Source organism: Thalassobacterium sedimentorum, from assembly GCF_031127905.1.
GTDB lineage: Bacteria > Verrucomicrobiota > Verrucomicrobiia > Opitutales > Coraliomargaritaceae > Thalassobacterium > Thalassobacterium sedimentorum.
Genome location: NZ_JARXIC010000025.1, coordinates 1 through 20112, shown reverse-complemented (window position 1 = coordinate 20112; position 20112 = coordinate 1). Strand labels below are relative to the sequence as shown.

16 protein-coding genes are annotated in these 20112 nt (G+C 49.6%); 9 read left to right on the top strand and 7 right to left on the bottom strand.

What is annotated here, in order from left to right; all coding sequences use genetic code 11:
- Positions 1-111 precede the first annotated feature (111 nt).
- The 3 genes from rpoB (at position 112) to QEH59_RS13675 (ending at position 9219) form a co-directional block, all read left to right on the top strand.
- Complete coding sequence (gene rpoB / locus QEH59_RS13685; protein WP_308985940.1) at positions 112-3897, top strand: DNA-directed RNA polymerase subunit beta; 3786 nt, start codon at positions 112-114, stop codon at positions 3895-3897.
- Between the two features lie 41 nt (positions 3898-3938).
- Positions 3939-8186: a DNA-directed RNA polymerase subunit beta' gene (rpoC, locus tag QEH59_RS13680; RefSeq protein WP_308985939.1), complete on the top strand. Its 4248-nt coding sequence runs from the start codon at positions 3939-3941 to the stop codon at positions 8184-8186.
- 208 nt (positions 8187-8394) lie between these two features.
- The gene (locus QEH59_RS13675; protein WP_308985938.1) at positions 8395-9219 is read left to right on the top strand and encodes an MBL fold metallo-hydrolase; all 825 of its coding nucleotides are present in this window, start codon (positions 8395-8397) and stop codon (positions 9217-9219) included.
- Positions 9220-9291: 72 nt separating this feature from the next.
- Here the strand turns inward: QEH59_RS13675 and QEH59_RS13670 are convergent, their stop codons facing one another.
- A complete protein-coding gene (locus QEH59_RS13670) occupies positions 9292-9600 on the bottom strand; it encodes an ArsR/SmtB family transcription factor (protein WP_308985937.1) in 309 nt (102 codons plus the stop codon).
- A 99-nt stretch (positions 9601-9699) separates the two neighbouring features.
- Here QEH59_RS13670 and QEH59_RS13665 point away from each other — a divergent pair, with 99 nt between their 5' ends.
- From QEH59_RS13665 to QEH59_RS13645, 5 genes are all read left to right on the top strand, one after another.
- Positions 9700-10773 carry an alkene reductase gene (locus tag QEH59_RS13665; RefSeq protein WP_308985936.1) on the top strand — a complete coding sequence of 358 codons (1074 nt, stop codon included), beginning with the start codon at positions 9700-9702 and terminating at the stop codon, positions 10771-10773.
- A 163-nt stretch (positions 10774-10936) separates the two neighbouring features.
- Entirely contained in the window at positions 10937-11326 is a 390-nt protein-coding gene (locus QEH59_RS13660; protein ID WP_308985935.1) for a YchJ family protein, read from the top strand.
- A gap of 7 nt (positions 11327-11333) precedes the next feature.
- Positions 11334-11582: a GIY-YIG nuclease family protein gene (locus QEH59_RS13655; protein ID WP_308985934.1), complete on the top strand. Its 249-nt coding sequence runs from the start codon at positions 11334-11336 to the stop codon at positions 11580-11582.
- A gap of 76 nt (positions 11583-11658) precedes the next feature.
- Entirely contained in the window at positions 11659-11934 is a 276-nt protein-coding gene (locus QEH59_RS13650) for a hypothetical protein (RefSeq protein ID WP_308985933.1), read from the top strand.
- A 7-nt stretch (positions 11935-11941) separates the two neighbouring features.
- A complete protein-coding gene (locus QEH59_RS13645) occupies positions 11942-12505 on the top strand; it encodes a hypothetical protein (RefSeq protein ID WP_308985932.1) in 564 nt (187 codons plus the stop codon).
- Positions 12506-12616: 111 nt separating this feature from the next.
- Here the strand turns inward: QEH59_RS13645 and QEH59_RS13640 are convergent, their stop codons facing one another.
- The 6 genes from QEH59_RS13640 to QEH59_RS13615 all read right to left on the bottom strand — a co-directional run bounded on the left by QEH59_RS13640 (position 12617) and on the right by QEH59_RS13615 (position 18965).
- Positions 12617-14002 (bottom strand): ammonium transporter, encoded by a 1386-nt coding sequence (locus tag QEH59_RS13640; RefSeq protein WP_308985931.1) that lies wholly within the window; start codon positions 14000-14002, stop codon positions 12617-12619.
- Positions 14003-14025: 23 nt separating this feature from the next.
- Complete coding sequence (locus QEH59_RS13635; RefSeq protein ID WP_308985930.1) at positions 14026-15228, bottom strand: hypothetical protein; 1203 nt, start codon at positions 15226-15228, stop codon at positions 14026-14028.
- 96 nt (positions 15229-15324) lie between these two features.
- Positions 15325-15888: a hypothetical protein gene (locus tag QEH59_RS13630; RefSeq protein WP_308985929.1), complete on the bottom strand. Its 564-nt coding sequence runs from the start codon at positions 15886-15888 to the stop codon at positions 15325-15327.
- 23 nt (positions 15889-15911) lie between these two features.
- Positions 15912-16220, bottom strand: coding sequence for a hypothetical protein (locus QEH59_RS13625; RefSeq protein ID WP_308985928.1), 309 nt, complete (start codon positions 16218-16220; stop codon positions 15912-15914).
- 741 nt (positions 16221-16961) lie between these two features.
- Positions 16962-17465: an ankyrin repeat domain-containing protein gene (locus QEH59_RS13620; protein ID WP_308985927.1), complete on the bottom strand. Its 504-nt coding sequence runs from the start codon at positions 17463-17465 to the stop codon at positions 16962-16964.
- A gap of 60 nt (positions 17466-17525) precedes the next feature.
- Positions 17526-18965, bottom strand: a complete 1440-nt coding sequence (locus QEH59_RS13615; protein ID WP_308985926.1) for a catalase — start codon at positions 18963-18965, stop codon at positions 17526-17528.
- A gap of 112 nt (positions 18966-19077) precedes the next feature.
- Here QEH59_RS13615 and QEH59_RS13610 point away from each other — a divergent pair, with 112 nt between their 5' ends.
- Complete coding sequence (locus QEH59_RS13610) at positions 19078-19995, top strand: LysR family transcriptional regulator (RefSeq protein ID WP_308985925.1); 918 nt, start codon at positions 19078-19080, stop codon at positions 19993-19995.
- The last annotated feature ends 117 nt before the right edge of the window (positions 19996-20112 follow it).

Below are 20112 nucleotides of genomic sequence, written 5' to 3'. Positions count from 1 at the left end.
GGCTCACCCAAATCGGGTGGGCCACGCCTAGCTGTTTTTTGCTTTTCTGCTGACTAAGCCTCAGCACCACTCAGAACACTCTCATTATATACCGTCACCCGGACATCCATTATGTCAAAGCGCACAAATTTCGGTCAACTCAAGGAAGTAATCCAGCCACCCAATCTGATTGAAAATCAGGTCGATTCCTATAAGGAATTTTTACAAATGGACGCGGCTCCAAGTCAACGGAAGCCGATCGGCCTCGAAGCTGTCTTTTCCGAGGTCTTCCCGATCGAAAGCTATGATAGCCGCTGTCATCTCGAATATGTGAGTTACAACGTGACTCCGCCTCGTGAGACTGAAATCGAAGCGATTCGCGAGGGGGTTACCTATTCTGTCTCACTCTATGTGAAGCTTCGCTTGCGCGAAGAGGACCACATTAAAGACGAAGAAATTTATATGGGCGAATTGCCCATGGTGTCCGAGCGTGGCTCGTTCATCATTAACGGTGCGGAGCGTGTGATCGTTAGCCAGCTTCACCGTTCACCTGGTATCGCTTTCGAAGAAAGCGTACATACTTCCGGTAAGATTCTGCATGCCTTCCGTATCATCCCTGACCGCGGCACATGGCTCGAAGTGCAGTTCGACCAAAACGATCTGCTTTACGTATACCTCGACCGCCGCCGTCGTCGTCGTAAGTTCCTATTGACGACACTGCTGCGTGCGATGGGCTACGGCTCTGACGCGGAGATTCTCAACCTTTTCTATGAAATGGACGAGATTACAGTCGCCGATGCGCTCAAGCGCGATTCTGTGTCGAATCTGGTGCTTACAGAAGACATCGTTGATGCAGACAAAGGAGTCGTGCTGGCACGTGCTTTCGAGCCGTTAACCAAGACAATCGTTCGTTCGTTCGAAAAGGCTGGTCTCAAAAAACTGATTGCCATCGACACGACTGTAGATGATGGAGCGATTATTCGCTGCTTGAAGAAGGATCCGACTCAAAACGAGGAAGAAGCACTCAAGGATATTTACAAGCGTCTCCGTCCAGGCGAGCCGCCCACAACTGCCAATGCGAAAGCATTGTTGAAGCGTCTTTTCCAAGACCCACGCCGTTATGACCTCGGTCGAGTAGGGCGTTACAAGCTGAATCAAAAGCTGAAGATGGATACTGATCTTGAGTTCCGCGTGATCGGAGCTGAGGATGTGGTGGAAGCGACTAAATATTTGACTCGCCTTAAGCGCGGGGATGGCACACTCGACGATATTGACCACCTAGGTAGCCGTCGTGTGCGCACCGTAGGTGAGCTGTTGGCGAACCAATGCCGTGTCGGTCTCGCCCGCACAGAGCGTCTGGTAAAAGAGCGCATGACTCTCTATGATCAAAGCGTGGACTCGATCAGCCCTCAGAAGTTGATCAACCCGAAGGCACTCAGCACTGTGATCCGCGATTTCTTTGCGCGCAGTCAGCTGTCTCAGTTCATGGACCAAATTAATCCTCTGGCAGAACTGACCCACAAGCGTCGTCTTTCTGCACTCGGACCCGGTGGTTTGAATCGTGAGCGTGCTGGCTTCGAAGTGCGTGACGTGCACCCATCGCACTACGGTCGTATTTGCCCGATTGAGACTCCTGAAGGTCCCAACATCGGTCTGATCAACTCCTTGTCGTTGTACTCGCGCATTAACGAGTTCGGCTTCATCGAAACACCTTACCGCAAGGTGGTCGATGGCAAGGTGCTCGACGATGTTGAATACCTTAACGCCGACCAGGAAGAGCCTTACATGATTGCGCAGGCCAATTCCGAGTTGGATGAAAACGGCAATCTAGTAGGCCGTGTGACATGCCGTAATCAGGACGAGGTGCTGGAGCTCACTCCAGAAGAAGTGCACTACATGGACGTGTCGCCCAAGCAGTTGATTTCGGTGGCAGCGGGCCTCATTCCATTCCTCGAGCACGATGACGCTAATCGCGCGCTGATGGGATCGAATATGCAACGTCAAGGTGTGCCGCTACTTCAGTCCGAATCTCCATTCGTGGGCACTGGTATTGAAGAGCGTGTCGCGATCGACTCGAAGACCGTCGAGGTTGCAGACATTGATGGTATTATTGCGCAAGTCGATGCGAATCGCATTGTTCTGACTCAGGACGGCGAGCTTCCTGCCAAGGCCAAGGATATCAAGACAGACCCTAAGAAGGAAATCTACGTTTACGATCTTCGTAAGTTCATGCGCTCGAATGCGGGTACATGCTTTAACCAAAAGCCGATCGTATCTCGTGGTCAGCCAGTCAAGAAGGGGGACATCCTCGCGGATGGTGCGTCCACTCAGGATGGCGAACTTGCAATTGGACGTAACATTCTCGTGGCCTTCATGCCTTGGAATGGTTATAATTTCGAGGATGCGATCCTAATCTCTGAGAAGATTGTGAAGGACGACATCTTCACTTCGATTCACGTCGATGAGTTCGAGGTCACTGCGCGTGACACTAAACTCGGACCCGAAGAAATCACTCGTGACATTCCAAATGTCGGTGAAGAAGCGCTTAAAGATCTGAATCACGACGGTGTCATACGCGTCGGTGCAGAGGTCAAACCGGGCGATATTCTCGTCGGTAAAATCACTCCTAAGTCCGAAACAGAGCTCGCGCCTGAAGAAAAACTGTTGCGTGCGATTTTCGGTGAGAAAGCGGCTGATGTTAAGGACACTTCATTGGTAGTTCCATCGGGTGTCCGTGGTATTATCATGGATGTGAAGGTTTCGGCCCGCGTTGATGGTGAGCCAGAGCAAATGTCTGCTTCCGACCGTCGTCGTCAGATCAAGAAGATCAACGAAGAATATCGCTCACAAAGTGATAAGCTGCGCGAAGATCTGACTGAGGCGCTCTCTAACATCTTGCTGGGTGAAAAAATTCCACTGGATGTGAAAAACGGTGATTCGGGTGAAATTATTATTCCCGCCAACCGTAAGATCACTAAGACCTTACTCCGTCGTCTCGCAGCGGTCTCTAAGGACATCGAGATTGATCCTTCACCAGTGAAGATCAAGATCATGGAGATCGTGAACAATTACCAAGGTAAGTTTGACGAGCTCGACTATGACCGTGAACGCAAGATTGAAGGTGTTGAGTCCGGTGAAGATGCGGATCAAGGTGTGGTCAAGAGCGTGAAGGTCTATATCGCTAAGAAGCGTAAGATGCAGGTTGGTGATAAGATGGCCGGACGTCACGGTAATAAGGGTGTGGTGGCAAAGGTTGTTCCTGAAGAGGACATGCCGCACTTGCCAGATGGCACTCCAATCGAAATTTGCTTGAATCCACTTGGGGTTCCTTCGCGAATGAATGTGGGACAGGTTTTGGAGACTCACCTCGGTTGGGCCTGTAAGAAGCTCGGCATGAAGGTCGCGACTCCGGTGTTCGACGGTATTTCTGAAGCTAAGGTGCGCCAGTATCTGGAAGAAGCAGGCCTGCCATCTACCGGTAAGAGTATTCTCTATGACGGCCAGACAGGTGAAGCACTTCACCAAGAGGTTGTGGTGGGCTACATGTATATGTTGAAGCTCAATCACTTGGTTGCTTCCAAGATCCACGCTCGTGCGGTCGGTCCTTACTCACTCATCACTCAGCAGCCGCTCGGTGGTAAGGCACAGTATGGTGGTCAACGTTTCGGGGAGATGGAAGTTTGGGCGCTGGAAGCGTATGGCGCAGCCTACACACTCCAAGAGCTACTGACTGTCAAGTCCGACGATGTTGCCGGACGCACACGCATCTATGAATCGCTCGTTAAGGGTGACAACAGTTTACAAGCGGGAACGCCTCAGTCGTTCAACGTTTTGATGAAGGAAATCCAAAGTCTCTGTCTGGATGTGCGTCTCGGTTCCGAAGGGAAGTTCGAGCTCGACACTGCGATCGACGTCTAAGGGCCACCATTCACCGCAACATTTAAAATAAGGTTTACTAAATGAGTAACGAAGTAGCACGCGACGTCCTAGGCTATGAAGCCACTAAATCATTCGACCGTGTCGGCATTACAGTCGCCGCACCCGAGGCCATTCGTGAGTGGTCACGGGGTGAAGTGAAAAATCCTGAAACGATTAACTATCGCACATTCAAGCCAGAGCCAGGCGGTCTTTTCTGCCAACGCATCTTCGGCCCTGTGCGCGACTACGAGTGCGCCTGTGGTAAATACAAGCGTATCAAGTATAAGGGTGTTATCTGCGACCGTTGTGGCGTTGAAGTCACCGTTTCCCGTGTGCGCCGTGACCGTATGGGGCACATTGAACTCGCCGTTCCTGTCTCTCACATCTGGTTCTTGAAGAGCATGCCATCTCGCTTGGGACTGCTGCTGGACATCACTGCGCGTAATTTGGAACGCGTCATCTATTATGAAAACTATCTGGTCATTGATCCTGGTAAGACTCCGTTGGAAGATCGCCAATTGCTGACTGAGCAGGAATACCTACAAGCGCAAGATGAGTACGGTGAAGATTCCTTTGTCGCTCGTATGGGGGCTGAGGCAGTTCGTGATGCATTGGCACTGGTAGATCTTGAGTCGACGGTTGCAGAGCTGCATGAACAAATGCATGCGACTCGCTCGAAGCAGATCAAGAAGAAGATCTCCAAGCGTCTGAAGACTATCCAAGGCTTCATGGAGTCCGGTACGCGTCCAGAATGGATGGTGCTGGAAGTTCTGCCGGTGATTCCACCAGACCTTCGTCCCTTGGTGCCACTTGAAGGTGGTCGCTTCGCGACTTCGGATTTGAACGACCTTTACCGTCGTGTTATCAACCGTAACAACCGCCTGAAGAATCTTCTTTCGCTGAAGACTCCAGACGTGATCATTCACAATGAGAAGCGTATGCTGCAAGAAGCTGTGGATGCGCTCTTCGATAATGGTCGTCACGGTCGTGCGGTCACCGGTGCGGGAAACCGTCCACTCAAGTCGCTTTCTGATATGCTCAAGGGCAAGCAGGGCCGCTTCCGTCAGAATTTGCTCGGTAAGCGCGTCGACTACTCCGGTCGTTCCGTGATTGTTTCCGGTCCATCGCTTAAGCTGAACCAATGTGGTCTGCCTAAGAAAATGGCACTGGTCCTGTTCGAGCCATTTATTATCCGCCGCCTCAAAGAACTGGGCTTCGTGCACACTGTTCGCGGCGCACGTAAGATGATCGAAAAGCAATCGCCGGAAGTTTGGGATATTCTCGAAGAAGTGACTGCTGGGCACCCGGTTCTTTTGAATCGTGCACCGACCTTGCACCGTCTTTCTATTCAGGCTTTTGAACCAGTCTTGATTGAAGGCGACGCGATTCGTGTGCACCCACTGGTTTGTACCGCGTATAATGCAGACTTCGATGGTGACCAAATGGCGGTTCACGTGCCTCTTTCGCTAGAATCAGTGATGGAAGCTAAGACGCTGATGATGGCGACACATAATATTTTCTCACCATCTTCTGGTAAGCCGATTTTGACTCCGTCGCAGGATATCGTCCTTGGTTCATACTTCCTTACGCTTGACCCACCCGTTAAGCCTCAGGAAGGCGTGCGCTTGCCGATGGTCGTGGATGCCGATGAGCTTGAGTCTGCTGTTGTAGATGGTGCACTCAATGTTCACGACTGGATTAATTTCATCAATCCTGACTTCGAAAAAGAAGGCACTGTATTTGGTCGTTCGGACAAAAAAGTGATCCGCACTACAGTCGGTCGTGTCATCTTCAATACGATCTGGCCGGACGAACTTGGTTTCGTGAATTTCCCAGTGCCGAAAGGTAAGTTGGGGGATATCATTCTACAGACCTACAATACTGTTGGTCGTGAGCGCACAGTGATTACACTCGATCGCTTGAAGGATACTGGGTTTAAGATTGCAACACGCGCAGGTGTTTCCATCGGTATTGACGACATGATCATTCCTCCAGCTAAGGTGGGAATCGTGAAAGCTTCCCGTAAGAAGATCGACGAAGTTGAAGGTCAGTATAAAAAGGGGATCATCACCGAAGGTGAGCGCTACAATAAGATCATCGACATCTGGACAGGTTGTACCGACGATATTGCTAAAGCGGTATTCGAAGAGCTTAAGTCCAACGGTGGTAAAGACTCTGTGAATCCCGTTTACTTGATGATGGATTCCGGTGCTCGTGGTAACAAACAACAGGTTCGTCAGCTTTGCGGAACTCGTGGTTTGATGGCCAAGCCATCCGGTGAAATTATTGAACGTCCGATTCTTTCTTCCTTCCGTGAAGGTCTCTCCGTTCTCGAATACTTCATCTCCACTCACGGTGCTCGTAAGGGACTCGCCGATACTGCGCTTAAGACTGCGGACGCTGGTTACCTCACGCGTAAGCTTTGTGACGTTGCTATGGATTGCATCATTGAAGACTTCGACGATGGCAATCGCGATGGTGTATGGAAGTATGCTATCTATGAAGGTGACGATGAGATCGTTTCCCTTTACGATCGTATTGTTGGCCGTTGTTCTTCCAACGATATCAAGAATCCGCTGAATCCAGACGAGTTCCTGGTTAAGAACGGTGAGCTGATCTCTGAAGAAGCGGCACGTAAGATTGAAGATGTGGGCGTGGAGCGTGTGAAGGTTCTTTCAGCTCTCACCACACGTAAGAAGGTCGGTATCACCGCCCTTGAATATGGTATCAATCCTGCGTATGCGGCCATGGTTGAACGTGGTGCCTCAGTCGGTATTATTGCTGCTCAGTCGATTGGTGAGCCTGGTACACAGTTGACCATGCGTACCTTCCACATCGGTGGTATTGCCTCGGGTGTGCTTAAGAATCCGGAGATTAAGATCCGTTCAGGTGGCAAGGTTGTTTACAAGGGCCTACGTATCGTTCAGGCTGCAAATGGTGCGAACATTGTTTTGAATAAGACTGGATCCGTTCAGATTCTTGATGAAGACGATCGTGAAATCGAAACCTATAAGATTGTAGTCGGTTCTGTGCTGACCAAGGGCGACGGTGAAAGCATCGAGAAGGGTGAAATCCTTGCTATGTGGGATCCGCACAATATTCCAATTCTCTCTGAGAAGGCCGGTCGTATCGGTTTCACTGATATGATTGCCGGTGTGACGGTTAAGCGCGAGCTTGACGAGTCAACTGGCCGTATTGCCACTGTGGTGATCGAGCACAAGGAGGATTTAAACCCTGCTGTTAATATCGTTGATGACTCTGGTAAGACGATCGCAACCTATGCGATTCCTACCGGTGCTCAGGTTGCGGTGAATGAAGACGATGAAATCGCTCCCGGCACCATGCTCGCGAAGACACCACGTCAAGCGTCCAAGACGCAGGACATTACTGGTGGTCTGCCACGTGTTGCTGAGTTGTTCGAAGCACGTCGTCCTAAGGATGCGGCTGAGATGGCTAAGATCGATGGTATCGTCTCCCTCGACGGCACTGTTCGCGGCAAGAAGAAGCTCCTCGTTACCGATCCAGAGACCGGTGATGAAGAAGCGCACCTCATCCCGCATGGTAAGCATCTCGTTGTTCAAGTCGGTGACCTCGTACACAAGGGCCAAAACCTGACTGAAGGTGGCGCGGATCCGCATGAAATCCTTGAAATTCTCGGGCCGTCGGCTGTTCAAGACTATTTGATCGCTGAGATTCAAAAGGTTTACCGTCTACAAGGTGTGGAAATTAACGATAAGCACATCGAAGTTATCATCTCGCAGATGCTTAAGAAGGTTCGTATCACCGATCCAGGTGACTCCGACTTCTTCTGGGGCGAGCAAGTAGACCGCTTCGAGTTCATGTCTGCAAATGACCACATTGAAGAAGCCGGCGGTATGCCAGCTGAAGGGGAGCCTGTGCTACTCGGTATCACTAAGGCATCGCTTGAGACGGAGTCCTTCATCTCTGCGGCCTCCTTCCAGGAAACGACACGTGTATTGACGGACGCCTCCACATTGGGCAAGGTCGACATGCTTAAGGGCTTCAAGGAGAACGTCATCATGGGGCACTTGATCCCCGCAGGCACAGGCCTTCCTGCCTACCGCAACTTGCGTATCGATACTCTCGGTGCTGAAATGGAGCAACTTAGCCCCGAAGAAGCTGCCGAGCGTATAGAAGGCGTTGCCTTGCCGACACCTGAGTTCAATGCAGAAGGCACCCCTGCAAATGCTGAAGCGATGGTTCCGGAAGCGGATGCAGTTGAGCCAGATGTTGATACCACAGATAGTCCCGACGCAGAGGCTAGCTAAGCGCGGATCGACCCAATAATTGAGCAAGAGCCGCCCGTAATCGGGCGGCTCTTTTCGTGTACTTCTTTCAGGTTGTATGCCTGATTATTTTAATTTTTTGAATCGCTCCAAGCCACATGTGGTACACTACGTGAAGAACGATTCCGAATCAGTTGGAAGGGTGGGTACACGCTTGCCTCTTCTCGGCTTTGCTCTTTTACCCAAGTATATGCGTATTCCAATTGAAGATAGTTTTGAGGATGTATTGATGAAGGCGGCCGTTGGTCAGCGTTTAGGGCATGGTGCACTCTCGATTCGATCGGGCCTGAGTCTTAAAGAGGTGCGTGCACTGTTGGCGGGTGAATTAAACGAGAGCCATTTACGAAGGCTCGCCCCTGTTTTGAAGTTAGATGTGGATAAACTCGTTGCTATGGCAAGAGGCGAGTGGTATCCATCCTCGGTTGAGCTCGCGGGATTGGAATGTATCTGTATGCCTTTTCCTGAGGCCAATTACCCCAACGCGTCTACTAATTGTTTTGTGGCCTACGACGTGACCAGCAAAGATGCCATTGTTTTTGATACGGGCACCCGTGCACAGCCGATATTGGAGTTCCTGCAAAAACAAGGCCTGAAGTTACAAGCTGTTTTTATTACGCATGGACATCGTGATCATGTCGGAGGTTATGCAGAGTTGCTTACTGCAGCGCCCGCCGGCAGGGTATACGCCCCCGCTAATGAACCTGTGGCAAATGCTGCTTTGCTTGAACCTGAAACTGAATTGATGGTCGGTAAATTTCGAGTCAAGACGGTGGAAACAAACGGGCATTCTCGTGGAGCTTTAAGCTATCTGGTCGATGGACTGGAGCAATCAGTTGCTTTTGTCGGTGATTCAATTTTCTGCCTATCGATGGGAGGCACTAAGCAAGGCTATCAGCTGGCTTTGGATAATAATCGCAAGAAATTATTAAGTCTGCCGCCAGCAACCATACTGTGTCCAGGGCACGGGCCGATGACGACGGTGGCACAGGAGTTGGAGCATAATCCGTTCTTTTAGCCGCTCATTTTTTGAGGGGGCTCTCAAGATACTTGAAGTTTTCAGCTTAAATTTTGTTATTATTGCGACTGCTTAATGATGACTGTTCTGAATCAAATTAAGTAGCCCGGGAAAGTAATCGTTAAATGCTTCGTGGCGCACAGAATTGAGACATTTAGTGCCCTCGACTCGAGTGGTGATGAGTCCTGCATCGCGTAGTACTCCGACGTGGTGTGAGAGGGTGGCTTTGGCCACATCACTGGGTAGTTCATTACAGGCCAGCTCTTGCTCCCTAATTAGAGCCTGCATGATAGAGATACGGCAGGGATCAGACAGCGCCTGCATGACTTGACTGAATGAAACATTTTTAAGATCTGGATGTTGGTATGCTTTGGCTGCCATGGATTCATATTAAAATGCTTAGTTCGATTAAATGCGAACAACAAATTGACTTTTACCATAGGGCTTGCTTAGTTCGAACAAATTCGAACTAAGATAATTATGAATAGATCTACTTCAGTGCTTTTTGATCCGATCCAAATCGGAGCGTGGAAACTACCCAACCGTATCGTCATGGCCCCATTGACGCGTTGCCGGGCGAGCGAGGGGCGAGTTCCCAATGCGTTGATGGCAGAGTATTACGCGCAGCGTGCCAGTGTTGGTTTGATTATTTCGGAGGCTACATCGGTCGATCCGATGGGAGTGGGGTATCCAGACACGCCGGGCATCTGGTCCGATGCTCAAGTTGAGGGCTGGAAATTAGTCACGGACGCCGTGCATGCTAAAGGTGGACGTATTCTGCTTCAGCTTTGGCATGTTGGCCGAATTTCGGATCCAGTGTATTTGAATGGAATGCTGCCGGTTGCACCTAGTGCGATTGCCGCCGAAGGCCATGTCAGTTTAATACGCCCCAAGAAGTCCTTCGTTACACCACGAGCCTTGGAACTAGACGAGATACCTGCAATTGTAGAGGCTTATCGCAAGGGAGCCGAAAATGCTAAACGAGCGGGCTTCGATGGAGTTGAATTGCATGGCGCTAATGGCTATTTACTCGACCAGTTTCTCCAAGATTCGACCAATCATCGTACAGATGAATACGGTGGGCGAGTGGAGAATCGTGCTCGTCTTATGTTAGAGGTCGTGGATGCAGCCATCAGTGTTTGGGGAGCCGATCGGGTGGGGTTACATATCGCTCCTAAAGCGGATTCACATAGTATGGGAGATTCGGATCTTGCGGCAACTTTTGGCTATGTGACGGATGCGATGCGTGAGCGAGGCATTGCGTTTATTTTTGCACGTGAGTCACGCGCAGTTCCTTATCATAGCCCTGAACTTAAGCAGCGCTTTGGCGGTGTATTCATTGTCAATCAAGAGCTAACTTCTGTGGACGCGGAGCAATTAATCGAGCAAGGCCATGCTGATTTGGCCGCTTGGGGACAGTCAATGATTGCCAACCCTGATCTAGTTAGACGTTTCGAACGAGGCCTTTCTTTGAATCAGGCTGACAGCGATACCTTTTATCAAGGCGCAGCCAAGGGCTGCACTGACTATCCACTTGCTGCAGATACAAAATGAAATAATTACTGAAGCGGCCGGAGGTTGGCAGTTTTTTAGCGGCTATTACCCGGTTCGGGATAGTTGTTGTCGTAGTGCACGAGTATAGTCAGTCGAAGAACTATATAATTTTCCGTTTCTTCTGGATTGCTGTTTGTCGAGAGACTGCTTGTATTTGTGAGTTATGAAATGTCCCTGTGAAAGTGGATTAGAATATTCCGAATGCTGCCAAGATTATCATGCAAAGCGGCGAAATGCGCCAACAGCGGAGGCCTTAATGCGTGCTCGCTATGCGGCTTATGTGCGTAAGGAAATTACATTTTTAGTGGAGACTACGCATCCTACGCAGCGGGACGTAGATTTGGCTAACGGATATAGTCATACGGCGAATAGTATTCAATGGATTGGCTTGGAGATACTGCAGACGCTTAATGGTGCTGAGTCAGATAATATGGGTAAGGTAGAGTTTCGGGCGAGTTATATTCAGGATGGCCAACGAGCGATTCATCATGAGAAATCCCGATTTAAACGCTATGCCGGCAAGTGGTATTATCTAGATGGCTATGTGAGTTAGTGAGGGTATGTGGTCGGTTTACATTATCCGCTGTGCGGATGGCACTTTCTATACTGGAATTTCTACAGATGTAGGGCGTCGCTTTATGGAGCATTCGATGGGGAGCCCTAAGTCAGCAAAATACTTGCGGGGACGCACACCTCTGAAATTGATTTATCAACGAGCGATTGGGACGCGGTCGGAAGCCACGATTGAAGAATGTAGAATTAAAGGGCTTACAAAAGCTCAAAAGATTCGGCTTGTGGCAAATCTGTGAGAAGCACTGAGCTTCGCTTGCTATAATAGATGAATGACTTGCTTGTTTGTCTTGAGAGTTCCAAGTTTTGGGCATCATGCTGCAAATTTTTATTCAAACGCTTCGTTGGTTGCTGACCTGGTTTTATTTTGTACTGATCATCTGCTTTATTGGGGCGGTGCTAGGAGTACTGACACATGTATTTTTCGGACTTTGTTTTATGACAGAGCCCGACTATAGCTTCTTGGCCGCCTTTGGTTTCACTAATGGCTTGAAATATGGAGGGGTCTGGGCAGGCGGGTTCGCGATTGTACTATGTGTCATTCGCGCTCGTAAGGAGTACTTGCAGACTCACGGAGAATCGGGAGAGTAGGCACGAAATGAAAAACTCTGATCGTATTATCGTTTATGTAGTCGGATGCCTGATCGGCATACTCCTCGTCTCAATGCTGCTTTCACGTCGCTCTGCAAAGGAAGCAGCTGCACAGGATCCATGGGTTGCTCATAATGCCAAGATGATCGAGGCGGGTGCTGAGCCATTGCCTCCTGAAATGCCGGAATCGATTCATCAAGGGCAGATTATTGATTTTGGTTATTTGCCCAGTGCAGAACAGCCTAGGGAACGGGTTTGGTTACTTAACTTCGAAGAGAGTTACCCGTATGTGCGCGCTGTTGAAACACTTGCTGACGGTCAATTTCGTTTTATGGCGGCAGATCAAATTTCGATTCATTTGGCTAAAGGAGTCGATGTGACTGAGTTGCAACCCATGCTGGATGAATTAGGCTTACGCATGCGTATGTTTAATCGCAAAGAAAGTATCGCTGTTATTGGTGTATTAAATACTCAGATTGATGCGGTACCAGCTACAATCGAGGCTGTGCAGCCTTGGAGTGATTTATTTGTATCGGCTCAAGCTGATGAGCTGCGCTTTAAAGCTAAATAGCCATGATCATCATCAACTCTTAGTGTCCATTTCTTGTGAGCGACTCCTCCAGTCAACGGGAGGAGTCGCTTAAAAAAAAAAGATGTCGAGCCTATGAGCGTAGTGACAAACTTATGCTAATTCTTCTTCCGGCAGATCGGCATAGACTTGGAAGTCGGCATACGCTTCATTGCCGTGCTCCGAAATGTCCAGACCTTCCAATTCCTCGTCTTCGCTAACTCGTAGGCCAACAGTGGCGCTGATTATTTTAAATAAAACATAGCAACTTGGAAAGACGAAGGCGAATACGGCTAGGACGCCGATTGCTTGAATGCCCAGTTGTGCGACACCGCCATAGAACAGACCATCTGAAGTCAAGCCGCTATCGATGGCTGTTGTTCCGAAGAGTCCCACCGCGAGGGTGCCCCATATGCCACACAGGCCATGCACACTGACTGCACCTACGGGATCATCCACTTTAAGGGTGCGCTCGAAAAAGAGGACCGCAAAGACTGCGATGACGCCACCTATTAAGCCTATGGCCATCGATCCGATAATCGAAACACTGCCGCAGCAGGCGGTAATGCTGACTAGCCCAGCAAGACAGCCATTCAATGTCATGGAAAGATCGGGCTTTTTAAATTTCATCCATGTGGCAATGGTTGCTCCGATACAGCCAGAGGAAGCTGCGATGAGGGTGACCATTGCAATGTATGCCATGCTGTCGCTAGCTCCCAGAGTGGAGCCTGCGTTGAAGCCAAACCAACCTACGATCAGAATAAAGCAGCCCAGAGTGGCCATCGGCATGTTATGACCGGGAATCGGCAAGGGCTTTCCGTCCGGTGTGTATTTTCCCTTACGTGCTCCGAGGGCGATGGCGCCGGCCAAGCCAGCCCAGGCTCCGACGGAGTGCACCACTGTTGAGCCGGCGTAATCACGCATGCCCATTAATGTTAGCCAGCCGTTTTCTGACCAGATCCAATGCCCGACTATGGGATAAATGAGGCAGGTAATGGCAATGGAATATAGGATATAAGCGATAAATTTAGTGCGCTCGGCCATTGCACCTGATGCGATGGTGGCCGCAGTGGCTGCAAACACCACCTGAAAGAGCCATTCGGCTGCAACTAGATTTGTAGCTGCGAGATCATCGCCCACCATTAAGGCATCACCCATAAATATATAGTCTGAGCTCCAGCCAATAAAACCACCGATAGTATCACCATACATAAATGAATATCCTACGATTGCGAAGGCCAATACACCAAAGGAAAAATCCAGAATGTTTTTCATCATGATGTTGCAGGCATTCTTTGCGCGTGTGAGCCCGCTTTCGATAAGCGCAAAGCCAGCTTGCATAAAAAAGACTAGCACCGCCGCAACCAGATACCATAAAATGTCGCCGGTATTTTGTGGGAGATACGCGACCTCCGTACTGGGTTCTTGGGCAGATACTAGCGCTGGTGCCAGGGCGAGAAGCGCCAGCCAGCCAATGTTGCGTCGTGCTTGAATCGTCATAGGATTTGTTTGGATCTGTTATGTTAGGAATTGGCCGCTTCTGCGGTCGGGAAAAATTGTTCGTCCGCCATGCTTTCGAGTAAGTGCTGTGTGACGTGGTCGCTTTCGCCGTAGTTGATCAGATCTTCGACGCAAAGTTGAGGGCGTTGGCTCAGTGCCATGGCATTACGTATTGTGCGTACGATTTTATCATAGCTAAATTTGTCTTTGTTTTGGACCAAGTAGTCGATGGCCTCGTTACTGATGGCATGGACTTGTAAAAAGGGGTGTGCAGTGCGCATCGAGGCGATTGATTGACGACACAACGAAGGGATGTCCTCTGCTCTCTTACGAATCGGCGGAATGTCCAAGATCAGTAGTTTGGATGTGAATTGACGATAATGATCAAACATACCCGCCTGGAAGTAGGCTTCGGAGCCTAACTCATGGCATAAGATTAAGCATAGGTATGGGTTCCTTAGATGACTTAAATACTCGATGTATAGGCCTAGTTCACGGGCGGATGCTTCAGTGAGATCTTCTGTTTTTCCAATTAGGCAACATTGTATTGATTGAGATGTTTTGGCGCTACGTTCCAACTTCTCCAAGGTATCTAAGCGTAATTCATCACCCGAAAGAATTAGCAAAGGATGGGATTCATCGAATAATTGGAAATTAATTTCACGTGCAATTAGTTCAAATTCAGAGCCTTCTTCACCTTTTAACAGTAGCAGATTCGGGGACACCAGGCTTTGGATTTGCTTCAAAAAGCCGAGCGATTGTTGACTTTTAGTGCATGTATATTGGCTACTTTTGGCACTTTGAGTAGGCGCTGACGAGCTTCTAGAATAGTTGATGAAATGGCTCGCGGTACGCTTGAAACTGGGCCTGGTCAGGCGTGGTAGCCCATTGGCTGCACCGGATCGATTCTGTGTTTGGTTTCGGTTTACGCTTTTTAGCACCGATTTTAGACGACTCTTCGCTCGTTCTGCGTGGGGCGGCAGTACCAGCGATTGACTGAGCTGCGTGAATAAAGATTCATTGCTGGCCAAGCGTTGCGCATTTAGTGATTCGAATCCGATGAGAGGGAGTTGTGCGTGCTCAATTTTTAATTGTTCAAACTCAATACTGTCGATCGGCATGCTGAGGTCTAAGAATAGATAATCCGATGTATTGGGTGATTGGCTTATTGCTTTGGCCAAGGTTGTCCAAGATGCATGGAAACTGGGAGAGTGCCCCATATCCATAAGGAGTAAGGATAATTGACTTTTTATATGACGGTCAGTCGTCAGCACGTATATCATAAACGATTAGTTGAGCATCGAGAATGTGGGGCGCGGTCGCTAATAAGTGCTTCCGCGAAAAGATCTTGTGGGGCGTGGCCGAACGGGACGTTTACGTCCATTTACAGTGGTTGTGTGAGTTGATGTGGGGTCCGGTTCGGGGCTTGCCTCGACAGGTGGCACTGGGGGCGGACTGAGTTCGGCGGGAGTGGGGGCCACTGGGGGGGGCGGTGCGGCTACTGCCGCTTCATTGGCACTGGCTTTGAGCTGCGCACGTAGTTCGCCTAAAATTTTCGGGGTTATGTGCTTTAGCACTAAGTTGGTCACCATTCTAAGAGACACCAAATTAGTGGTGGGTTCCACTGCCACTAATAAGTAAATGTGGCGACTGCGCCTTAACTGAATGTACTTCTGTGGGAATTTTAGAATGTAGTCATCACAAGGCATGTAATTCTCATCGACGGCCTCATAGAGTGTTGTGACACGACGGGATAAATCCTCTAAGAAGTCTTCAAGGAAAAAGTCTGGTAGCGCATTGTGAAGTAAATTGCCTTTTTTGTCGAGTATGCAGGCGCCGTCCACTCCTGGTAACTCGAGTACATTTTTAATTATTTTTTCAATCATTGCTTCGGAGTCAGTAGACTAGGTTAATCGAGCAGTTCATTTAAGATCTCATCGATATTGGCACGACTGGAGCACAGGACACCTAGGCAATCGCCTTCCTGAGGGATACAGATTGCCGTGGCATTGGAACTAATGAGATGCACCTCCTCGATAGAATCCATTCCGAAGGGTTCACCGATCATGTCAGCGACTTGTGAGATATAGCTGAGGATACTACCAAAGACGTCGAGTTCATCATTGGTGGCATCGATGACGGATCCAGTGGATGTGCATGCAATGGCTCCGACGAGTCCACGTTCCTTAAGCTCTGTTAGATTCGCGTTTTCGAACATAACGTAAAATTAGCACTTGGGGTGCCAATTTTTTGTAATTTTCATTTGTGAGCAGGGCTTTACATCTTTTTTGGCGTATATTCGTGAGAATGATAGCAAGTAAATAATTCTACTGAGGGTTATGATCTAGCTATGTTTGGTATGAATGCTTATTTTAATCCGTAGAAAATACTTAGTGAATTATCTCAGTGAGGCAAAAATAATGCGTGGCCTTTAATCGCCCACTCTACGCTAGGAATGTACGCTTAACGTTTTTGAGAAAATCGTCCTCTTCCGCGATGCCGACCGTAGAATTATTAAAATAGCTATACCTAAAGGCATCGAAAGGGAGATTCTCAATGGTGATTTCCGCCGTGGTCGCGGCGAGGGCATAATTTGCAGAGGAAAGCGAGTGTGATCAACACAGTCTCTTCACCTTCTATTGAGGTATCCCTGATCGGGGTGCCGGCATTTCCGGTTAGGCTATCAGTTGCAGTCGAGCTCCATCGATCATTTGATTGGAAAATTGGCAGTGGCAGCAGGTGCTCATTTTGAGGAATCGCCAAGGCCCGTACATCTTCAAAACTGCTACGATTTGGTATTATGGTCTGAGGCGCCCAACAGAGGTAGGGGATTTGTTGAGCGCAGGCTTACTTGTCCGTGTGAGTGAATATTCTGCCCCGTAACTGACTGTGTATAGGATGCTTGTGGCGTTATTTGTCGCAAGCCGCAAGCATCCTTATTAATATGCAGTTAGACGCTTCAAGCTGCCTTTAAACTGAAGAGCCGACGCACCCCTCCGACGAAGCGTGCTAGTGTGTTCACTCGTATTCCCCATATGCGCGAAGTGATTTTCACCTGAGTCTGTGATTCTAAATACTCGACCATCGCCTGATGGCCGAACATTGCCGCAAACATTACCGGCGTGCGTCCGCCGCCTTGGTCGGCGGACGGGTCTGCACCTGACTCAACCAGAATTTTAGCGATATCCAGATAGCCTTTGAAAGCCACGCCCGCAAGTGGTGTCTGGTTGCGGTCGTTCAGCGCATCCGGGTTGGCACCTTCGGCCACCAGCATACGCACGGTTTGTAGATTGCCGTGATAGGCGGCCAACATTAATAAGCTGTTACCTTTGTCGTCTTTGAGTTCTACTGGGAGTCCTGCTTGGATCATTGGTCGTAATGTATCCAGATCTCCATTGCGGGCGGCATCGAGGGCAATCTGTTGCAATTCGGCATAGCGGTTTTCTTCAGTTTCGGTAATCATAGGAATGTTGCTTAAATGTTTTTATATTGAGTGTGGTAGCCCAGATTGAATGGCTGGGTCTTAGGCTTGTAACGCGGCTCGCACGCCATCGCCATAGGCGGGGTCGGCTTGGTCGAAGTGCGCCAATTGACGCTCTACGATGTGTTGCGGTACGCCTTGCATGGCAGCGGCGATGTTATTGAAGAGTTGCTGCTTTTGATCCTCGCTCATCAAGCGAAACAAGTCGCCGGCTTGGCTGTAATCATCGTTGCCCTCGCGATGATTGTAGCGATCGGCGTCGCCCGAGATCTTGAGTGGTGGTTCGGCGAAACGTGCATCTTCGGTGGCGCCGCCCATTGAGTTGGGCTCGTAATATGCGTCGCTACTGGAGGGCGTCGCCGCATTCATCGAGCCGTCCATGTGGTAGGTATTGACGGGTGACTTGGGACGATTGACCGGAAGGGATTCATACCAGGTGCCGACGCGATAGCGGTGGGCATCGGCGTAGGAGAAGATGCGAGCCTGCAACATTTTGTCGGGCGAGAAGCTGATGCCAGGCACGATGTTGGAAGGCGAGAAGGCGGCCTGCTCAATTTCCTGGAAGTAATTTTCCGGGTTACGGTTGAGCTCCAAGGTGCCGACATCAATCAAAGGGTAGTCCGCGTGCGGCCATACTTTGGTCAAGTCGAAGGGATTGATCGAGTAGTGCTCCGCATCGGTCTCGGGCATGACTTGGATCTTGAAGTCCCACTGAGGGAAGTCGCCTGCTTCGATCGCTTCGTAGAGATCTTTCTGTGAAGACTCACGATTCTCTCCGATCAGTTTGGCGGCCTCCTCGTTAGTCATAGTCTGAATGCCCTGGCGTGTCTTGAAGTGGAACTTCACCCAAAAGCGCTCGTTCTTGGCATTGATGAAACTATAGGTGTGTGAGCCATAGCCATTGGTGTGGCGGTAGCTCTTGGGTAAGCCGCGATTCGACATCAAGATGGTGACTTGGTGCAAGCTTTCGGGGCTCAAGGACCAGAAGTCCCACATCGCAGTGGCGCTTCGCATGTTGGTCTTTGGGTGGCGCTTTTGAGTGTGGATGAAATCCGGGAATTTGAGCGGATCGCGGACGAAGAATACCGGTGTGTTGTTACCCACCATGTCCCAGTTGCCCTCATCGGTGTAGAACTTCAAGGCCCAGCCACGCACGTCGCGCTCGGCGTCGGCCGCACCACGTTCACCCGCCACTGTGGAGAAGCGCAATAAGCAGTCCGTTGCTTTGCCGATCTCTGAGAATACGGCTGCTTTCGAGTATTGGGTGATATCGTGCGTGATGGTCAATTTGCCAAAAGCGCCGGAGCCCTTGGCATGCACGACACGCTCCGGGATGCGCTCGCGATTCTGGTGCGCCAATTTTTCCAACAGCTGATAGTCCTGCATCAAAACAGGGCCACGGGCGCCAGCTGTCATCGAGTTTTGATTATCAGCGATCGGATTGCCCGCTGTGGTGGTCATTTGCTTGTGTGTGTGATTCATAGATTCGTGGGTTGGTGTGATTATTGATTAACAAGAATCTGTAAGCTTTTTTGGCATAGGTAAAACATTTTATAATAATACTAAATATAGGGATTGCCTATACTTTGAGGATGTGTCACGAAAATGTATGGATTTACGTCAATTACGCTATTTTACTGCTGCCGCAGAAACGGGCTCAATAAGTGCGGCGGCGAAACGCTGTTTGATCAGTCAGCCTTCGCTCAGTCAGCAAATTATGTCCTTAGAGGAAGAGATTGGGGAGCAACTCATGGAGCGTCGTCCGCGTGGCATTGAATTGACAGCTGCTGGTGAGTTGCTCTTGCGTCACGCTAAACGTTTACTGCGGGAAGAGTCAATTTTGCGCGAGCAACTGCGTGCTCGCTGTGAGTTGCAGATGGGGAAGGTCCATTTTGGTATTATTCCAACTTTAGCACCTTATTTATTGCCTCTACTTTTTGCTGAGTTTCAGCGCGAGTACCCTAGTATTGAGATTGAAGTTGTTGAAGACCGCACCACTTCGCTTATTCAGGAAATTGTGTCTGGCAAGATTGAGTTCGCGATCCTTAGTGATGTGGCAGATCGGGAGCTCAATAAATATTCTTTGCAGACGCAGCACTTATTTACAGAAGCATTACTACTTGCTGCGCATGAAGGGCATCCGTTGGCGCAACAGAGAGTGGCGCCATTAATAGAATCACTGCAGTTGGATGAGCTGATTCATCTTAAAGATGGGCATTGTTTGCGTGATCAGGTGTTGCAGGCCTGTGGGTTGAACGAGTGTCATTCGCGACTTCAATGTGATCAGCTTGAAACTGCGATTGCGATGGTTGCGGCTAATCTTGGAGTTGCTGTGGTGCCGCAACTTGCAGTTGCTGATCGTAAGGTGTCCAATGTGGTGTTTCGCGAGTTTGCAAGTCCAGTCCCTGCACGTAAAATATACTTGCTGCATCGCAGCGGCACGCAGCTTTCCAAGGCTGCTAAAAAATTGCTAGAGGCCGCGCATTCTCACTGCCTAAGTTGTGCTAACTGAACCTGCTTGATAGTTTTTTATGAATGGCGGGATAGACGAGACTTGTTCCGAGGCGCGGAGCGCCGACAAGACCGGTCGCGTAGCGAACCGGACCACTTGCGCGAGTGAAAGTCTCGT